The organism is Domibacillus sp. (assembly GCF_031181085.1).
In the GTDB taxonomy this organism is placed as follows: Bacteria; Bacillota; Bacilli; order Bacillales; family Domibacillaceae; genus Domibacillus.
Map to the genome: position 1 here is coordinate 87,657 of NZ_JAPSLE010000005.1, position 17,862 is coordinate 105,518.

15 protein-coding genes are annotated in these 17,862 nt (G+C 44.7%); 14 read left to right on the top strand and 1 reads right to left on the bottom strand.

Annotated features, from left to right (window positions below; all coding sequences use genetic code 11):
- Positions 1 to 80: 80 nt before the first annotated feature.
- The 6 genes from ystJ (at position 81) to pyk (ending at position 6,611) form a co-directional block, all read left to right on the top strand.
- Positions 81 to 1,319 carry an NADP-dependent malic enzyme gene (gene ystJ / locus RIN81_RS09335; RefSeq protein ID WP_309089546.1) on the top strand — a complete coding sequence of 413 codons (1,239 nt, stop codon included), beginning with the start codon at positions 81 to 83 and terminating at the stop codon, positions 1,317 to 1,319.
- Positions 1,320 to 1,853, top strand: a complete 534-nt coding sequence (locus RIN81_RS09340; RefSeq protein WP_309089548.1) for a FadR/GntR family transcriptional regulator — start codon at positions 1,320 to 1,322, stop codon at positions 1,851 to 1,853.
- A 12-nt stretch (positions 1,854 to 1,865) separates the two neighbouring features.
- The gene (accD, locus tag RIN81_RS09345) at positions 1,866 to 2,741 is read left to right on the top strand and encodes an acetyl-CoA carboxylase, carboxyltransferase subunit beta (protein ID WP_309089550.1); all 876 of its coding nucleotides are present in this window, start codon (positions 1,866 to 1,868) and stop codon (positions 2,739 to 2,741) included.
- Positions 2,738 to 3,709 (top strand): acetyl-CoA carboxylase carboxyl transferase subunit alpha, encoded by a 972-nt coding sequence (gene accA / locus RIN81_RS09350; protein ID WP_309089552.1) that lies wholly within the window; start codon positions 2,738 to 2,740, stop codon positions 3,707 to 3,709. The genes accD and accA overlap by 4 nt, the downstream gene beginning before the upstream one ends.
- A 155-nt stretch (positions 3,710 to 3,864) precedes the next feature.
- Positions 3,865 to 4,824: a 6-phosphofructokinase gene (gene pfkA, locus RIN81_RS09355; protein WP_242233261.1), complete on the top strand. Its 960-nt coding sequence runs from the start codon at positions 3,865 to 3,867 to the stop codon at positions 4,822 to 4,824.
- Positions 4,825 to 4,847: 23 nt separating this feature from the next.
- Entirely contained in the window at positions 4,848 to 6,611 is a 1,764-nt protein-coding gene (gene pyk, locus RIN81_RS09360) for a pyruvate kinase (RefSeq protein ID WP_309089554.1), read from the top strand.
- On the opposite strand, the gene RIN81_RS09365 is transcribed toward pyk, so the two are convergent.
- Complete coding sequence (locus RIN81_RS09365; protein WP_251269647.1) at positions 6,598 to 7,617, bottom strand: AI-2E family transporter; 1,020 nt, start codon at positions 7,615 to 7,617, stop codon at positions 6,598 to 6,600. The two genes, pyk and RIN81_RS09365, sit on opposite strands and share 14 nt — an antisense overlap.
- Before the next feature lie 76 nt (positions 7,618 to 7,693).
- Here RIN81_RS09365 and RIN81_RS09370 point away from each other — a divergent pair, with 76 nt between their 5' ends.
- The 8 genes from RIN81_RS09370 (at position 7,694) to polA (ending at position 17,856) form a co-directional block, all read left to right on the top strand.
- Entirely contained in the window at positions 7,694 to 8,146 is a 453-nt protein-coding gene (locus RIN81_RS09370; protein WP_251269646.1) for a DUF441 domain-containing protein, read from the top strand.
- A gap of 70 nt (positions 8,147 to 8,216) precedes the next feature.
- Positions 8,217 to 8,450, top strand: a complete 234-nt coding sequence (locus RIN81_RS09375) for a hypothetical protein (protein ID WP_242233265.1) — start codon at positions 8,217 to 8,219, stop codon at positions 8,448 to 8,450.
- Positions 8,451 to 8,744: 294 nt separating this feature from the next.
- Entirely contained in the window at positions 8,745 to 9,863 is a 1,119-nt protein-coding gene (gene citZ / locus RIN81_RS09380; protein WP_309089556.1) for a citrate synthase, read from the top strand.
- Positions 9,864 to 9,974: 111 nt separating this feature from the next.
- The gene (gene icd, locus RIN81_RS09385) at positions 9,975 to 11,243 is read left to right on the top strand and encodes an NADP-dependent isocitrate dehydrogenase (protein ID WP_242233267.1); all 1,269 of its coding nucleotides are present in this window, start codon (positions 9,975 to 9,977) and stop codon (positions 11,241 to 11,243) included.
- Between the two features lie 79 nt (positions 11,244 to 11,322).
- The gene (gene mdh, locus RIN81_RS09390; protein WP_309089558.1) at positions 11,323 to 12,264 is read left to right on the top strand and encodes a malate dehydrogenase; all 942 of its coding nucleotides are present in this window, start codon (positions 11,323 to 11,325) and stop codon (positions 12,262 to 12,264) included.
- A 122-nt stretch (positions 12,265 to 12,386) separates the two neighbouring features.
- Positions 12,387 to 13,103 carry a response regulator transcription factor gene (locus RIN81_RS09395; RefSeq protein ID WP_309089560.1) on the top strand — a complete coding sequence of 239 codons (717 nt, stop codon included), beginning with the start codon at positions 12,387 to 12,389 and terminating at the stop codon, positions 13,101 to 13,103.
- Positions 13,100 to 14,875, top strand: coding sequence for a two-component system histidine kinase PnpS (pnpS, locus tag RIN81_RS09400; protein WP_309089562.1), 1,776 nt, complete (start codon positions 13,100 to 13,102; stop codon positions 14,873 to 14,875). The genes RIN81_RS09395 and pnpS overlap by 4 nt, the downstream gene beginning before the upstream one ends.
- 356 nt (positions 14,876 to 15,231) lie before the next feature.
- Positions 15,232 to 17,856 carry a DNA polymerase I gene (polA, locus tag RIN81_RS09405; protein ID WP_309089564.1) on the top strand — a complete coding sequence of 875 codons (2,625 nt, stop codon included), beginning with the start codon at positions 15,232 to 15,234 and terminating at the stop codon, positions 17,854 to 17,856.
- Positions 17,857 to 17,862 lie beyond the last annotated feature (6 nt).

Consider the following 17,862-nt stretch of genomic DNA (forward strand, 5'->3'; position numbering starts at 1 on the left):
AATTCAGGATGAATCGTTTAAAGTATTATATTGAATTGTGTGGTCTGACCACTTAAAGGAGAAAAAGAGGAGCTGGCAGAATGTCGAATCGGGAAGAAGCGCTTCAAATGCATAAAGAAAATCACGGTAAATTGTCAACTGGTATTAAAACAGTTGTGAAAAATGCAAAAGACTTAAGTCTTGCTTATTCACCTGGTGTGGCAGAGCCGTGCAAAGAAATTTATGAAAAGCCAGAAACCGTGTATGATTATACAATGAAGGGCAATATGGTAGCGGTTGTCTCAGACGGCACTGCAGTGCTTGGACTGGGCAATATTGGCCCGGAAGCCTCTCTTCCGGTTATGGAAGGAAAAGCTGTGCTGTTTAAGAGCTTTGCAGGAGTAGATGCTTTTCCAGTCTGCTTAAACTCAACGGATCCGGAAAAAATCATTGAAACGGTTAAAATGATGGAGCCGACATTTGGCGGCGTAAACTTAGAAGATATTGCGGCTCCGAACTGCTTTGTGATTGAGGAGCGGCTGAAGAAAGAAACAAATATCCCTGTTTTCCACGATGATCAGCACGGTACTGCTATTGTGACAGTAGCCGGTTTAATTAATGCCCTTAAGCTGACAGGGAAAAAGATGACGGACATTAAAGTAGTGGCAAATGGTGCGGGTGCAGCAGGTATTGCTATTATTAAATTGTTAAAAGGATATGGCTTGCAAAATATCATTATGTGTGACTCGCGAGGAGCCATTTACGAAGGGCGCCCAGAGGGCATGAATCCCGTAAAAGACGAAGTAGCGAAGTTTACGAACCGCGAGAAAAAAGCCGGCAGCCTTGCTGATGTCATTGAAGGAGCGGACGTATTTATCGGAGTATCGGTAGCGGGTGCGCTAACGAAAGAAATGATCCAAACGATGAACGAAGAACCTATTATTTTTGCGATGGCAAACCCAACACCGGAAATTATGCCGGAAGAAGCAAAAGCAGCCGGAGCAAAGGTAATCGGAACCGGCCGTTCTGATTTTCCGAACCAGGTAAACAATGTGCTGGCTTTTCCGGGTATTTTCCGCGGGGCATTAGATGTCCGTGCCACACATATAAATGAAAAAATGAAACAAGCTGCTGTAGAAGCGATTGCCAGCCTTGTGGCTGAAGAAGACCTTCATGCCGATTATGTAATTCCAGGTCCTTTTGACCCCCGGGTTGCGCCTGCCGTAGCAGCGGCTGTAGCAAAAGCCGGCATGGAAACAGGCGTGGCGCGCCGGAAAGTAAAACCGGAGGATGTTCGCCAAAAAACTATGCAGCTGTCATTGATTGGCAAAGGTGAATAAATGACTGGTTCTGTGCGCCCGCCATCAAAATTTTTGGCTGCCATTGCACAAATTCAGGAAATGATTAAAAGGGACCGCCTTCGGCCCGGAGATAAAATCCCTTCAGAGCGCGAGCTTTCAGACAAGCTTTCCATCGGGCGTTCATCAGTTCGTGAAGCATTGCGGGCGCTCGAGCTGCTGGGGCTTATTGAAACGCGGCGCGGCGAAGGGACTTTTCTGCGTGACTTCAAAGACCATCAGCTTGTCCCGCTCATCGGTACCTTTCTTTTTGATGGCGACCAAACAAGAGAAGATCTTCACGATGTAAAGGCGATCTTGGAGCTCGGCTGTCTCGCCGTTTTGGCGGGAAAAGCCGATTTAGATTCAATAGAGCTGACAGGTTCTTTTGAGGAGCTGACAGGTAAAACCGGCAATCGGCTCCTGCGAAACATATGGATGATTATTTCAAATTATGCAGGAAGCGATCCGGACCATGAACGGCTTCAAAAGCTGCTGGCATCAGCCAGACAAATTCAGTATTCAAAACGCCAGTAAAGGGGTGGGACAATGGCGATTAAAAATATGTTTACCAAACAAAAACCAAAAAAAATAAAATATGCAACCATTCCTTCGGAGGCGGCCAAGCAGGATGTTCCAGAAGGCATCATGCAAAAGTGTCCGAAGTGCAAAAAGATCATGTATACGAAAGAACTGGAAAAAAATCTTCATGTTTGCATGGGCTGCGGGTATCATTATCCGATGAAGGCCTTTGAACGGATCGAAAGCCTTCTCGATGAAGGATCTTTCCGTGAGCTTGATGCAGAGCTGTCAACAGCTAATCCACTCGGGTTTCCTGATTATGAAGAAAAAATAGCGGCCGACCGAAAGAAAACCGGGCTGAATGAAGCGATTGTCACAGGCGTTGGAGCCATCAATGGCCATCAGGCCGCTTTTGCGTTCATGGACTCATCTTTCCGGATGGGCAGCATGGGTTCAGTGGTAGGCGAGAAAATTACCCGTGCCGTTGAAGAAGCGATCCGCCTGCAGATTCCTTTTATTATCTTTACCGCATCCGGCGGAGCACGGATGCAGGAAGGCGTTTTATCGCTCATGCAAATGGCGAAAACAGGGGCTGCTTTTAAGCGTCTCAGCGACCGGGGCGGGCTCATTATTTCTGTAATGACGCATCCGACAACTGGCGGTGTATCGGCGAGCTTTGCATCTCTCGGCGACTTTAACTTTGCAGAGCCGGGTGCGCTGATCGGATTTGCCGGGCGGCGGATTATTGAGCAAACCATTCGCGAAAAGCTGCCGGAAGATTTTCAAACAGCTGAATTTTTGCTTCAGTGCGGACAGCTTGATGCCGTTCTGCACAGAAAAGAAATGAAAGATAAGCTTTCATTTTTACTCGATATCCATCAAACGGGCGGTGTAAAAAAATGACAGGACTTGAGTTTGAAAAGCCGGTCCGTGACCTGCAGGAAAAAATAGCGGAGCTTAAAAATTTCACCTCCAGCTCTGATGTAGACTTGTCAGATGAAATTGAAAAGCTTGAGCTGCGCTTAAAGAAGCTTGAAGATGACATTTACAACAGCATGACACCTTGGGACCGTGTTCAAATGGCACGCCATCCAAATCGTCCAACCACACTGGATTACATTCCTTTCTTGTTTGAAGGATTTTTCGAACTTCATGGAGACCGTGCATACGGCGATGATGCAGCCATCGTAGCAGGGGTGGCAAAGTACCATGGCCAGCCGGTAACGGTGATTGGACATCAGCGGGGACGCGATACAAAAGAAAATATTCAGCGTACGTTTGGCATGCCCCACCCGGAAGGCTACCGGAAAGCACTTCGTTTAATGAAACAGGCAGAAAAGTTTAAACGCCCGATCATTTGCTTAATTGATACAAAAGGTGCGTATCCGGGCAAAGCGGCGGAGGAGCGGGGACAAAGTGAAGCCATTGCCCGTAATATTTTTGAAATGGCCGGCTTAACCGTACCAATTATCTGCATCGTTATTGGTGAAGGAGGAAGCGGAGGAGCCTTAGCACTCGGTGTCGGTGACCGTCTGTTTATGCTTGAAAACTCTACGTACTCGGTTATCTCGCCCGAGGGAGCAGCCGCTTTATTATGGAAAGACGCGAGTCTCGCGAAGCGTGCAGCAGAAACGATGAAAATTACAGCTCGGGATTTGCGCTCACTCGGTATTGTGGATGAAATTATTCCAGAGGTGCGGGGCGGAGCACACCGTGATGCAAAAGAGCAGGCGCAGCTGATTGACCAAGTGTTGTATCCGGCCATGAAAGAGCTGCAGAGCATTGATCATGCAAACCTGGTTGACCAGCGTTATGAAAAATATAAACGAATCGGCGGCTATGCTGAACAAACAACCGGCCTGAATAATTAATATTCAGGACCGGTTTTTTCCTTGCATAGACATTTTCTTTGTGGTAACGCTTACTTATTGAGTAAACATTGTGAACGGGAAAACGTTCTGTTATCTTAAAAGAGGGTAGGCATACAAAAGATGCAACTGACAAAAATTTTTAGAGGTGACAAGATATGAAACGAATTGGTGTGTTAACAAGTGGCGGGGATGCACCTGGAATGAATGCAGCCGTGCGTGCTGTTGTCCGGAAAGCGATTTACCACGACATGGAAGTATTCGGTGTTTATCAGGGATATCATGGCTTAATTAATGGGCATATTAAACAATTAGATCGTGGTTCGGTCGGCGATATTATTCACCGAGGCGGAACGATGCTGCGCTCAGCCCGCTGCTTGGAATTTAAAACGCTTGAAGGCCAAAAGCAAGGCATCGAGCAAATGGAGAAGTTTGGGATCGAAGGATTAGTGGTAATCGGTGGAGACGGTTCTTACATGGGTGCGAAAGCATTAACAGAACATGGTTTTCCGTGTGTCGGAGTGCCTGGAACAATCGATAACGACATTCCCGGAACAGAATTTACAATTGGCTTTGATACAGCTTTAAATACAGTCATCGACGCGATCGATAAAATCCGGGATACAGCCAGCTCCCATGAGCGCACATTCATTGTAGAAGTAATGGGCCGTCATGCCGGCGATCTAGCGCTTTGGTCAGGCCTTGCAGGCGGTGCGGAAACAATCCTTATTCCGGAAGCACCTTACGATATGAACAAAATTGCGGCCAAGCTGAAACGCAGCCAGGAGCGCGGTAAAAAACACAGTATTATCGTCGTAGCAGAAGGAGTCATGACAGGCAGCAAGTTTGGTGCTATTATTGAAGAGTTGACAGGATTCGACACGCGTGTTTCCGTTTTGGGCCATATGCAGCGCGGAGGCTCACCAAGCGCAGCAGACCGAGTGCTCGCCAGCCGTCTTGGTGCACATGCAGTGGAATTACTTCTAGAAGGAAAAGGCGGTCGTGCTGTCGGGATCGAACAAAACCAAATTGTTGATTACGACATTATTGAGGCGCTCTCAAAACCGCATAAAGTCGATCAGCGTATGTATGAATTATCGCAAGAACTGTCGATTTAATCACAAAAATGGAGGAACTATCAATGCAAAAAACGAAAATCGTCTGTACAATTGGACCAGCAAGCGAAAGCCTTGAAACGCTTCAATCATTAATGAACGCAGGCATGAATGTTGCACGCTTAAACTTTTCACACGGAAGCCATGAAGAGCATGGAGCGCGTATTCAAAACATTCGCCAGGCAGCAAAAAACACAGGGAAAACTGTGGCGATTTTGCTCGATACAAAAGGTCCTGAAATTCGTACACATAACATGGAAAACGGAGCTATTGAGCTTGAAAGCGGCAAAGATGCTGTTATTTCCATGACAGAAGTATTGGGGACACCTGAAAAGTTTTCGATTACTTACTCAGGTTTGATTGATGATGTGGAACCAGGTTCAAGTATTTTGCTTGATGACGGCTTGATTGGTCTTTTGGTTACAGGCATTGATCGTGAAAAAGGCGAAATCGGCGTTCGGATTTTAAACAGCGGTACATTAAAAAATAAAAAAGGTGTAAACGTACCAGGCGTTTCTGTTAAATTGCCAGGTATTACAGAAAAAGATGCGGACGATATCCGTTTTGGTATCGAGCAGGGTGTCGACTTTATCGCTGCTTCTTTTGTACGCCGCACATCTGACGTATTGGATATTCGTGAGCTGCTGGAAAAACACAAGGCTACTCACATTCAAATCATCCCGAAAATTGAAAACCAAGAAGGCGTTGATAACATCGATGACATTCTTGAAGTATCAGACGGGCTGATGGTTGCACGTGGCGATCTTGGTGTGGAAATTCCGGCTGAAGAAGTGCCGATCGTACAAAAGAAACTGATTAAAAAGTGTAATCTGCTTGGCAAACCAGTTATTACGGCTACGCAAATGCTTGATTCTATGCAGCGTAACCCGCGTCCGACACGTGCGGAAGCAAGTGACGTAGCAAATGCGATTTTCGATGGAACAGATGCGATTATGCTGTCAGGTGAAACAGCAGCCGGTGCATATCCGCTTGAAGCAGTAAAAACGATGCATAACATCGCAGTCCGCGCAGAAGCAGAGCTGCAAATGAGAGATATTCCGCCTCGCCGCCGCAATAATACAGGCCGTATGACTATGACAGACGCTATTGGCCAGTCTGTAGCTAAAACGGCGGAAGCATTGGAAGTAAAAGCGATTATCGCACCAACGTCAAGCGGACATACTGCACGGATGATTTCACGTTACCGTTCTAAAGCATCTATCTATGCTGTAACAGACAGCGAACGCGTAATGAGAAGCTTATCACTTGTCTGGGGCGTATTCCCGGTTATGGGGCTTAGTGTGTCTTCAACAGATGATATGCTGGATAACGCGATTGTCCGCTGCCTCGATGAAGGGCTGATCAGCCACGGTGAGCTTGTTGTTATTACAGCGGGTGTGCCGGTAGGTGAATCTGGAACAACGAACTTAATGAAAATTCATGTTGTTGGTGACATTCTTGTGAAAGCACAAGGTATCGGCCGTCATTCAGCATATGGAAGAGTTGTGACAGCTAAAACAGCTTCTGAAGCCATTGAAAAAGTAAAGCCGGGCGATATTCTTGTCACATACGGAACCGATCGTGAAATGATGCCTGCCATTGAAAAATGCAGTGCCCTTATTACAGAAGAAGGCGGATTAACAAGCCATGCGGCTGTAGTTGGCATCAATCTTGGCATTCCGGTTATCGTGGATGTTGAGGGAGCTCTTAATACGTTCTCAGATGGCCAGGAAATTACAGTAGATGCGGCACGCGGTATTATTTACAACGGTCACGCTAACGTTTTGTAAAAAACAAACCAGCTTGATGGATAGACAAACCAAGAAGCAAAAATAAGGGTGCTGTGATGAGCCCGAAAACGCCGGTTAAATGGTAGCCTGCAAATGCTGCAAATAAAACGGCCAGCGGATGAAGGCCTGCTGAATCGGAAACCAGCTTCGGTTCAAGCAGCTGGCGTACAAGAACAAGGGTCGTATATAAAACAGCAGTGAAAATGGCTGCGTGGGTTTGTCCAGTAAGAAGGCAGAAGAAAATCCAGGGTACAAACAAAAGGATGGAGCCGACAATGGGAATAAACTCAAGAACGGCCGTTAAAAAAGCCAGCTCCAGTATATGAGGAGTACCCAGCAGGAAAAAGCCTGCGCATGCTGCTGTAAAAGTAACAGTAAACAGCTTTAATTGTGCGTATCCATAGGCGTACAAGGAAAAAGAAAAGGTATTGGCTGCACGGGCTGTTTTGGCACGGATGGATTCGGGCAAAAGAGAGAGGAAAAAAGAGCCGTCTTTTGCCATGAAAAAAGCAGCCAGCAGAGCAATCAGCAATTGGGTGGCTGTACCTGGGAGTGAGAGAAAGTAAAAAGTGCCTGCAAGAAGCCACTTTCCTGCGGATTCCTCAACAGTGTGAGCAGCGGCCGTTTCGACCGTGTGCAGATATTGCAGTAAAAGAGCAAGCTGGTCTTTGGTTAAAAAATTCATCATGCTTTGAAGCAGCTGCTCCAAATGCATAACGGCGATAGGAATATAATGAGGAATCACTGTATGCAGATGGGAAACGGTCCGGGCGCTAATCCAGGCGAACAGCAGGCAGCCTGCTGACAGAAGCAGAAGAATCCAGACCATTGATACACATACAGCCACTGTCCGGGAGGCATTCGTTTTTCTTTGAATAAAGTGGGCTGGTCTATGTAACACAGCGGCAAAAAATGCCCCAGCTAAAAATGGCTTGAAAATTGGCAGGAGCCAGTAAATAAGCAGAAAAATTGCACTGGCAATAAGATATTGAACAATGATCCGCATGGTACATGCCCCCGTTTCTATACTACTCGTATGAGAAAAAGGGCACGGCCATGCGTCTTTTTTTAGGAGTGAAGTTATGCAGGCGTTTTTATTTTTGCTTCTGCTGACAGCAATCAGCATTGTAGCCAAAAACCAATCATTGCTTATTGCTTCGGTATTCTTACTGGCCTTAAAAGCAATAGGCCTCGATCTAAAGTGGTTTGATATGATGCAGAAAAACGGAATAAATTGGGGGGTTACGGTAATCACAATTGCGGTACTCGTCCCCATTGCAACAGGGGCGATTGGCTTTAGGGAATTGGGCGCGGCTCTGAAATCACCGTATGCCTGGATCGCTCTTACAGCCGGCATTTTAGTAGCGCTCATTGCAAAAGGAGGAATCGTGCTTTTAGCCGATGATCCCCATATCACCACAGCGCTGGTGCTTGGCACCGTATTAGCAGTCGCTCTTTTTAACGGAGTTCCAGTCGGGCCGTTAATTGGTGCCGGCATCGCGTATTATGCAATGAAGATGTTTTCTGTACTTTAGCAGAAAAAATGAAACTTTTTCAATACCTCTCCGTATGAATACACAATAAGATAAAAAGGAGCTGGATACGTTGTTAAACAAAAATCCGGGTATTGCTGCTGTCTTAAGTGTATTCTGGACGGGTGTCGGGCAAATTTATAACGGCCAGATTATGAAAGGTTTAATTTTAATTGTTGTGCAGATGATTAATGCAGCCTTGATGTTTGTGCTGATTGGGTTTATCACTTATCCGCTTGTATGGATCTGGGGCATTTATGATGCTTACAAAACAGCGGACAGAATGAACAGACGGTCTGACTTTTAAACTAAAACTTACTATAATACCATAAATTCCGGGTATGTTAAGCCCGGAATTTTACTGTTTTCAAAAAAATTCGAACAATTTGGCACGTTTTGATTCACAAACTTGCTCACATTGTTTATAATAAGCAATGTAAGCGCACACCTTTTTGAACATTTAAGTAATTTTGTTTTAAAAGGAGCACGTAATTTACATATGCTTTTTTATTTATAAAATGGTACTGAGCAGTTGCTCGGCATGCATACACAAATAAAAAAGCGGGTAACGGGGAAATAAACAAGCGAAGGAGAGATAATTATGACTACTGCACGCGGACTCGAGGGAGTAGTGGCTACAACATCATCTGTCAGCTCTATCATTGATGACACACTTACATACGCAGGATACAATATTGATGATCTGACAGAGAATGCAAGCTTTGAAGAAGTAATTTATTTGCTTTGGCATCGCCGTCTTCCAACACAAGCGCAGCTGGATGAACTGAAAGAGCAGCTTTCGGAAAACTATACCATTCCAAAAGAAATTTTGGATCATTTTAAAATGTATCCAATTGAGAAAGTTCATCCAATGGCGGCGCTTCGTTCATCTGTGTCACTGCTTGGCCTTTACGATGAAGAAGCTGATGTTATGACAGATGAAGCCAACTACCGCAAAGCGATTCGCATCCAGGCGAAGATTCCGGCGCTTGTGACAGCATTCTCACGCATTCGTAAAGGGGAAGAGCCGATTGCACCGAAAAAGGAGTACGGTATTGCCGAAAACTTCTTGTATATGCTTTCTGGTAATGACCCAACAGCCGTAGAAGTTGAAGCATTTGATAAAGCCCTTGTTCTTCACGCAGATCATGAGCTTAATGCGTCTACTTTTACAGCCCGTGTCTGTGTCGCTACTTTGTCAGATATGTATTCAGGTGTAACTGCAGCTCTTGGCGCTTTAAAAGGGCCTCTTCATGGCGGCGCAAACGAGCAGGTTATGAAAATGCTTACAGAAATCGGTTCAGCAGATAACGTAGAACCGTATATTCTTGAAAAGCTCAATAACAAAGAAAAGATCATGGGCTTCGGTCACCGCGTATACCGCCAGGGCGATCCACGGGCTAAACACCTTCGTGAAATGTCTAAGCGTTTAACAGAGCAAAACGGTGAGGCAGAGCTTTATAACATGTCTATCGAAATTGAAAGTCTTGTTACAGGAAGCAAAAACCTGCCGCCAAACGTAGACTTCTATTCGGCATCCGTTTATCACAGCCTTGGTATTGAGCATGATTTATTCACGCCTATCTTTGCTGTAAGCCGTGCATCAGGCTGGATTGCACATATTCTTGAACAGTATGCCAACAACAGACTGATCCGTCCGAGAGCTGAATATACAGGTCCGGATATGCAAAAATACGTACCTATTAGCGAACGCGTATAATTAAGAAAGCATTTGCAAAAAAATAAATAACTAGTGTAATATGAAAATAGTAAACACGGGTTAGAGAAATTTTCTCTAACCTTTGAACATGGAATTGGAGGGAAAGGCAAGATGACTCAAGGCGAAAAAATTTCAATGCAAGATGGCGTACTAAATGTACCAAACAATCCAATCGTTCCTTTTATTGAAGGCGATGGAATTGGTCCTGATATTTGGGCAGCTGCTTCACGCGTTTTAGATGCAGCGGTTGAAAAAGCGTATAATGGCGAAAAGAAAATTGTTTGGAAAGAAGTTCTTGCGGGTGAAAAAGCCTTTAACCAAACAGGCGAATGGCTTCCAAAAGAAACGCTTGAGCAAATTGACGAGTATTTGATCGCAATTAAAGGTCCACTTACAACGCCAGTTGGCGGCGGAATCCGTTCATTGAACGTAGCACTTCGCCAGGAATTGGATCTTTTCACATGCCTTCGTCCTGTTCGTTATTTCGATGGTGTACCTTCACCAGTAAAACGTCCTGAAGATACTGATATGGTCATCTTCCGTGAAAACACAGAAGATATTTATGCAGGTATTGAGTATGCTGAAGGCTCAGATGAAGTGAAAAAAGTGATCGAGTTCTTGAAAAACGAAATGGGCGTTAACAAAATCCGTTTCCCTGAAACATCTGGTATCGGTATTAAACCTGTATCAAAAGAAGGAACACAGCGTCTGGTACGTGCGGCGATCAACTACGCAATCAAAGAAGGCCGTAAATCTTTAACGCTTGTTCACAAAGGCAACATTATGAAATTCACAGAAGGTGCGTTTAAAAACTGGGGCTATGAGCTTGCTGAAAAAGAATTTGGCGATAAAGTGTTCACTTGGGCACAATACGACAAAATCAAAGAAGCAGAAGGCACAGAAGCAGCAAACAAAGCACAATCTGAAGCCGAAGCTGCAGGCAAAATTATCGTAAAAGATTCCATTGCCGATATCTTCTTACAACAAATTTTAACTCGTCCGAAAGAGTTTGATGTCGTAGCGACAATGAACTTGAACGGAGACTATATTTCTGATGCGCTTGCAGCTCAAGTAGGCGGAATTGGAATCGCACCAGGTGCCAATATCAACTATGAAACTGGCCATGCGATTTTCGAAGCAACACACGGTACTGCGCCGAAATATGCAGGTCTTGATAAAGTAAATCCATCATCTGTTTTGTTGTCAGGCGTTTTGCTTCTTGAGCACCTTGGCTGGAATGAAGCAGCAACTGCGATTACAAAATCAGTTGAAAAAACAATTTCTTCGAAGGTTGTTACATATGACTTTGCCCGCTTAATGGACGGTGCAACAGAAGTGAAATGTTCCGAGTTCGCAGACGAATTGATTAAAAACCTGTAATGTTGATTGATGCTCTCCCCAAAAGGAGAGCATCTTACATAATATTTGGTTCCACCATAAATAAAGGAGGAGTTTTATTATGACAGCATATAACCGTAAAAAGGTTTCTGTAATCGGCGGCGGCTTTACTGGTGCTACAACGGCATTTCTTCTGGCACAAAAAGAGCTGGCAGACGTTGTTCTTGTCGACATTCCGCAGGCAGAAGGCCCAACAAAAGGCAAAGCACTTGATATGCTTGAAGCAAGCCCTGTCCAAGGATTTGATGCAAATATTACCGGCACGTCTGATTATGCTGAAACAGCAGATTCGGATATCGTCATTATTACAGCAGGTATTGCACGCAAACCAGGCATGAGCCGTGACGATCTTGTTCAAACAAATCAAAAGGTTATGAAATCTGTTACGTCTGAAATCGTAAAATATTCTCCAAATTGTACAATTATCGTTTTAACAAACCCAGTTGATGCGATGACATACACTGTTTTAAAAGAATCGGGCTTCCCGAAAAGCCGTGTGATCGGTCAATCAGGTGTCCTGGACACAGCTCGTTTCCGCACATTCGTTGCACAAGAGCTTAAGATTTCTGTAAAAGACATTACAGGATTCGTTCTTGGCGGACACGGAGACGACATGGTTCCGCTCGTACGCTATTCTTACGCAGGCGGGATTCCGCTTGAAACGCTTATTCCAAAGGACCGCTTAGATGCCATTGTTGAGCGTACACGTAAAGGCGGCGGTGAAATTGTCCAGCTTTTAGGCAACGGTTCAGCGTATTACGCACCGGCTGCGTCACTTGTTGAAATGACTGAAGCGATTTTAAAAGATCAGCGCCGCATTTTGCCGGCAATTGCGTATCTCGAAGGTGAATATGGCTACAATGATATATATTTAGGCGTTCCGACCATTCTAGGCGGCAACGGCATTGAAAAAATCATTGAACTTGAATTAACTGCAGAAGAGCAAGCAGGTCTTGACAGATCTGCTGAAGCTGTACGCAGCGTGATGTCTGTTCTTTCTTAAATCAAGTATAAAAAAAGAACCTGCCGTATTACAGCAGGTTCTTTTTTTATGCAGAACAGCACTTTATCGGGTAGGATTTCTTCGCTATAATGAAAGATAGACATTTGAATCAGGAGGGTCATATGAAGAAAATTTTGGTTGTAGATGATGAACCATCTATTGTCACGTTAATTAAATATAATCTGGAGCAGGCAGGTTTTGAAGTGGAAACCGCTTGTGATGGAGAGGAAGCTCTTCAAAAAGCGGAGTCTGTGTCTGCAGATTTAATCATTTTAGATTGGATGCTGCCAAAGTTCGATGGCATGGAAGTGTGCAAGGACTTGCGGCAAAGACGGGTTGCTACGCCTATTTTAATGCTGACAGCAAAAGACGAAGAATTTGATAAGGTGCTTGGTCTTGAACTTGGGGCAGATGACTATATGACAAAACCGTTCAGTCCAAGAGAACTAATTGCACGCGTAAAAGCGATTTTGCGCCGCGTACAGCTGCCGCCGGCAGAACCAGTTGTTGAGGAAGAAGGGGACAGCGCCTTAATTAAAGTGGCGGACTTAAAGCTTTATCCTGAAAAATATGAAGCGTATTACAAGGAAAACTTGCTGGATTTAACGCCAAAGGAATTTGAACTGCTGCTGTTTTTAGCAGAAAACAAAACGAGAGTGCTGACACGCGACCAGCTTCTTGCGGCAGTCTGGAAATATGACTTTGTCGGGGATACCCGTATTGTAGACGTTCACATCAGCCATTTAAGAGACAAGATGGAAGAAAACACGAAAAAACCGCAGTATATTAAAACAATCCGCGGACTTGGATATAAACTGGAAGAACCGAAAGAAGCGTGATCAATTTCCGGGCAAAACTCATTCTGTCGCTTTTTATTTTGATTGCGGCTGTTTTGGCCGCTTTGGGAATCTGGCTTGGCCAAATGTTTAAATCTTACTATCTTGCTACCATTAATGACCGGCTTGAGCGGGAAACCTCCCTGCTAGCCAGTGCAGTAGAAGATTGGGGAGGAACAGAAGCAATTAATCCGATGGTGCTTGACAAATGGAGCGAGCAGATGGATACGCGTTTGAGTGTGGCGGATAATAATGGAGATCTTCTTTATGACAGCGGCGGGACAGATGAAGAAGAAAACGCCGTGCACCGAGATATCGCCCACCGTATCTCAGAAACTTTAAATGACAAAAATTATCAAACCTCCTTAATGCGTAAAATGGATGTTCAATACCACTGGACACCCATTTTAGCAAAAACGGGAGAGCAGGAAGGCTACGTCATTGTAAGTATGCGGGTCGATGCGCTCGATGAAATATACGGCCAAATTTGGGCGATTTTGCTGACTTCGCTTGGACTGTCCCTGCTCTTGATTATTTTAATCGGGACCAAAATTACTACCCGGTATGTAAAGCCAATTGAATCGGCAGCTATGGTGGCCATTGAGCTGGCAAAGGGTAACTATAGGGCAAGAACATATGAAACGCCTCCTGATGAGATGGGAATGCTCAGTACGTCGATTAACATATTAGCAAGAAACCTTCAAGAAATGATGCAAGCGCAGGAAGTTCATCAAAATCGCCTGACAACATTAATTGAAAACATTGAAAGCGGGCTTTTGCTTATTGATGACCGCGGCTATATTGTGATGGCGAACCGGTCTTTTAAAAAAATGTACAGCACTGGCCGCATCATTAAAAAACGGTATTATGAAGTCATTACCCAAGAAGACGTGATTAAAATTGTTGAGGACGTTTTTATGACAGAGAAAAATGTCCGCCGGCAAATTAAAATGACGTTTGATCTTGAAGAGAAGGACATTGAAGTATCAGGTGCCCCGATTATCGGTACAAACGACGAATGGAAAGGGATTCTCGTCGTGTACCACGATATTACGGAAATTAAGCATTTGGAACAAATGCGTAAGGATTTTGTTGCCAACGTGTCCCATGAATTAAAAACACCGATCACCTCAATCAAAGGCTTTTCAGAAACACTGCTGGACGGTGCGCTGAATGACCCGGATGCTGCAAAGATGTTTCTGGATATTATCTGGAAAGAAAGCGGCCGCATGGAAAGGCTTGTGGCTGATTTACTCGACCTTTCCAAAATTGAGCAGAAAGGACTTACGCTTAATTTAACAGAAGTGCCGTTGAAAAAACTGTTGAGTGAAGTGATTGTCACGCTTGAAAGCCGTCTGGAAGCAAAAGATATTGCTCTTCAAATGAACGTGTCTGATCATCTAATTATTCAAGGAGATGAATACCGGCTCAAGCAGGTGTTTGTTAACCTCATTACAAATGCCATTTTATACACACCAAAAGGCGGGCAGATTTTCGTGGATGCAAGCGAGTCGGGCCAGATGGTGAATTTAAAAGTTTCTGATACCGGTATTGGAATTGAAAAAGCGGAGCTGCCGCGTATTTTTGAACGGTTTTACCGTGTGGATAAAGCGCGGAGCCGGGATTCAGGCGGAACAGGGCTTGGCCTTGCCATTGTTAAACATATTATGGAAGCCCATCACGGAAAAATTAACGTGGAAAGCAAGCTGAACGAAGGAACGACGTTTACCGTTTCGTTCATCAAGAATTTGCGGAATGATTTTACAAAAGATTAACGAACCGTTTACATTTATTTTATATTGAACTGGTATAGTATGAATATCAACCCCTTTATCCAGCTTTTGTTTGGCGGAGGCGCTTAGTTGATGGCTCTCCGCCGCTTTTTTTTCCGAAAAACAAACAAGCCGTTGTTTTCTTTTTTTCTGCCGTGCATGGTAGAATAAAAAAGAAAAACAACGGCTTTTTTACTGATGAATGTGTAGTGCCGGGTGTCTGAGGGCTTACAGGAGAAGGGGTTACAAGGTACTGCAGCCGGATGCTGTCAACTTTTGCTCCATTCTTACGCCTGCTGCCGATAAGGGGCGCCTGGCGCTTTTTGAGGTGCATGTACTATGAATGCCAAGGAGGATGTATGAATAAAAAATTAGTGCTTATTGACGGAAACAGCATTGCGTATCGGGCTTTTTTTGCATTGCCGCTTTTAAGTAATTCAAAAGGTGTGCATACAAATGCCGTATATGGCTTTGCGATGATGCTTAATAAAATGGTGAAAGACGAACAGCCGACTCATATACTGGTTGCCTTCGATGCGGGTAAAACGACTTTTCGCCACAAAACATTTACAGAATATAAAGGGACGCGCCAAAAAACGCCGCCCGAGCTGTCTGAACAATTTTCTTATGTGCGCGAACTGCTGAAAGCGTACAGTATTCCTTACTTTGAATTGGAAAACTATGAAGCCGATGACATTATCGGGACATTGTCTCTTCAAGCAGAAAAAGAAGGATATACGGTTAAAATATATTCGGGCGACAAAGATTTAACACAGCTCGCTACAGACAAAACGACTGTATGCATTACACGCAAAGGCATTACAGATATTGAAGAATATACACCTGAACATATTGAAGAAAAATATGGCCTGGCACCGATGCAGATCATAGACATGAAGGGGCTGATGGGAGATGCTTCCGACAATATCCCTGGGGTGCCGGGTATCGGTGAAAAAACAGCGATTAAACTGTTAAAGCAGTTTCACTCTGTTGAAGAATTGATCCAGTCTATTGATGAGGTTAGCGGCGCAAAGCTCAAGGAAAAGCTTGTTGAACATAAAGATAAAGCAATCATGAGCAAGCAACTTGCAACGATCTTACGGACGGTGCCTATGGAGCTCGGAGTCGAACGACTTGCTTATCAGGGGGCAGACCAGGATAAATTGTATGATTTATACCGGGATCTCGAATTTAAGTCATTGCTTGACGGTATTCAGCGTACGGAGGAAGCCGAACCAGCAGCAGACGTGGATTTTACCATTGTAAGGGAGCCGCAGGCGTCTCATTTTGAACAAGCGGACGCTGTATATATAGAAATGCTCGATGTGAACTACCACCGGGCGCCAATTGCCGGTATTGCTGTGTCGGGAAGTGGGAAAACCATTTTTCTGCCGGGCGAAACGGCTGTGTCTTCTCTGGCATTTAAGCAGTGGGCGGAAAACCCGTCTGCCCGAAAAACTGTTTATGATGCAAAAAGAACGGTCATTGCGCTGCGGCGTTCGGGGATCGAGTTAGCCGGTGTCGATTTTGATGTGTTTTTGGCGTCTTATTTAATTAACCCATCTGAATCACCGGAAGATTTCGCTGCTGTAGCAAAGCTGCATGGGGAAACAGGCATCGCATCGGATGAAACCGTTTATGGGAAAGGGGCAAAACTAGCTCTTCCAGACGAAGCTGTTTATGCGAAGCATATTAGTGCAAAAGCAGAAGCGTTAAGCCGGCTTGATGACACATGCCGGCAGGAGCTGACTGAAAACGACCAAAATGAATTGTTTGATGACTTGGAGCTTCCTCTTGCCCTCATTTTAGCCGACATGGAATCGGAAGGCGTGCGGGTTGATATGGACCGGTTAAATGAAATGGGAACCGAGCTGAAAAAACGGCTTGCACAAATGGAACAAACGATTCACCAGCTGGCTGGAACGGACTTTAATATAAATTCACCGAAGCAGCTTGGCGTTATTTTGTTTGAAAAGCTCGGTCTTCCGCCGGTTAAAAAAACAAAAACCGGGTACTCAACTTCGGCGGACGTTCTTGAAAAATTGGCGCCGTCACATGAAATTGTGCAGCATATTTTAGATTACCGACAAATCGGCAAATTGCAGTCTACGTATATTGAAGGACTGCTGAAAGTAGCAGACCCGGATACACATAAAATCCATACCCGCTTTAATCAGGCTTTGACTCAGACGGGACGGTTAAGCTCTACTGATCCTAACCTGCAAAACATTCCGATCCGGCTTGAAGAAGGACGGAAAATCCGACAGGCATTCGTGCCGGAAAAAAAGGATTCTGTTATGTTTGCTGCCGACTACTCTCAAATTGAGCTGCGGGTGCTGGCACATATAAGCGGCGATGAAAAACTGATTGAAGCTTTTCAGCAGGGACTTGATATTCATACGGCCACGGCTATGGAAGTTTTTCATGTAGATGAAGACGGAGTAACATCGAACATGCGGCGCCAGGCAAAAGCCGTTAACTTCGGCATTGTTTACGGCATAAGCGATTACGGCTTGTCTCAAAGTCTTGGCATTACACGAAAGGATGCAGCCGCTTTTATCGAACGGTATTTAAACACCTATCCAGGTGTAAAAGAATATATGGATACGGCCATTCGCCAGGCCAAAGAAAAAGGCTATGTGACGACATTGTTAAACCGCCGGCGTTACATTCCGGAAGTTACCAGTCGAAACTTTAACCTGCGTTCATTTGGGGAACGTACGGCGATGAACACACCGATTCAAGGAAGCGCAGCAGATATTATTAAAAAAGCGATGATTGACGTTGCTGAACGTCTTGAGAGAGAAGGCTTAACATCCAAACTGCTGCTGCAGGTGCATGATGAATTGATTTTTGATGTGCCAAAGGAAGAAATCAAACAAATGGAACAAATTGTGCCGGATGTCATGGAGCATGCTTTTGAGCTCGATGTCCCGCTGAAGGTAGATTATTCATTTGGGCCAACATGGTATGATGCGAAGTAAGGAGAG

What these genes read in the sequence shown, in the direction of transcription:
- ystJ (WP_309089546.1), top strand. Translation starts at nt 81, where the DNA reads ATGTCGAATCGGGAAGAAGCGCTTCAAATGCATAAAGAAAATCACGGT.
- RIN81_RS09340 (WP_309089548.1), top strand. Translation starts at nt 1,320, where the DNA reads ATGACTGGTTCTGTGCGCCCGCCATCAAAATTTTTGGCTGCCATTGCA.
- accD (WP_309089550.1), top strand. Translation starts at nt 1,866, where the DNA reads ATGGCGATTAAAAATATGTTTACCAAACAAAAACCAAAAAAAATAAAA.
- accA (WP_309089552.1), top strand. Translation starts at nt 2,738, where the DNA reads ATGACAGGACTTGAGTTTGAAAAGCCGGTCCGTGACCTGCAGGAAAAA.
- pfkA (WP_242233261.1), top strand. Translation starts at nt 3,865, where the DNA reads ATGAAACGAATTGGTGTGTTAACAAGTGGCGGGGATGCACCTGGAATG.
- pyk (WP_309089554.1), top strand. Translation starts at nt 4,848, where the DNA reads ATGCAAAAAACGAAAATCGTCTGTACAATTGGACCAGCAAGCGAAAGC.
- RIN81_RS09365 (WP_251269647.1), bottom strand. Translation starts at nt 7,617, where the DNA reads ATGCGGATCATTGTTCAATATCTTATTGCCAGTGCAATTTTTCTGCTT.
- RIN81_RS09370 (WP_251269646.1), top strand. Translation starts at nt 7,694, where the DNA reads ATGCAGGCGTTTTTATTTTTGCTTCTGCTGACAGCAATCAGCATTGTA.
- citZ (WP_309089556.1), top strand. Translation starts at nt 8,745, where the DNA reads ATGACTACTGCACGCGGACTCGAGGGAGTAGTGGCTACAACATCATCT.
- icd (WP_242233267.1), top strand. Translation starts at nt 9,975, where the DNA reads ATGACTCAAGGCGAAAAAATTTCAATGCAAGATGGCGTACTAAATGTA.
- mdh (WP_309089558.1), top strand. Translation starts at nt 11,323, where the DNA reads ATGACAGCATATAACCGTAAAAAGGTTTCTGTAATCGGCGGCGGCTTT.
- RIN81_RS09395 (WP_309089560.1), top strand. Translation starts at nt 12,387, where the DNA reads ATGAAGAAAATTTTGGTTGTAGATGATGAACCATCTATTGTCACGTTA.
- polA (WP_309089564.1), top strand. Translation starts at nt 15,232, where the DNA reads ATGAATAAAAAATTAGTGCTTATTGACGGAAACAGCATTGCGTATCGG.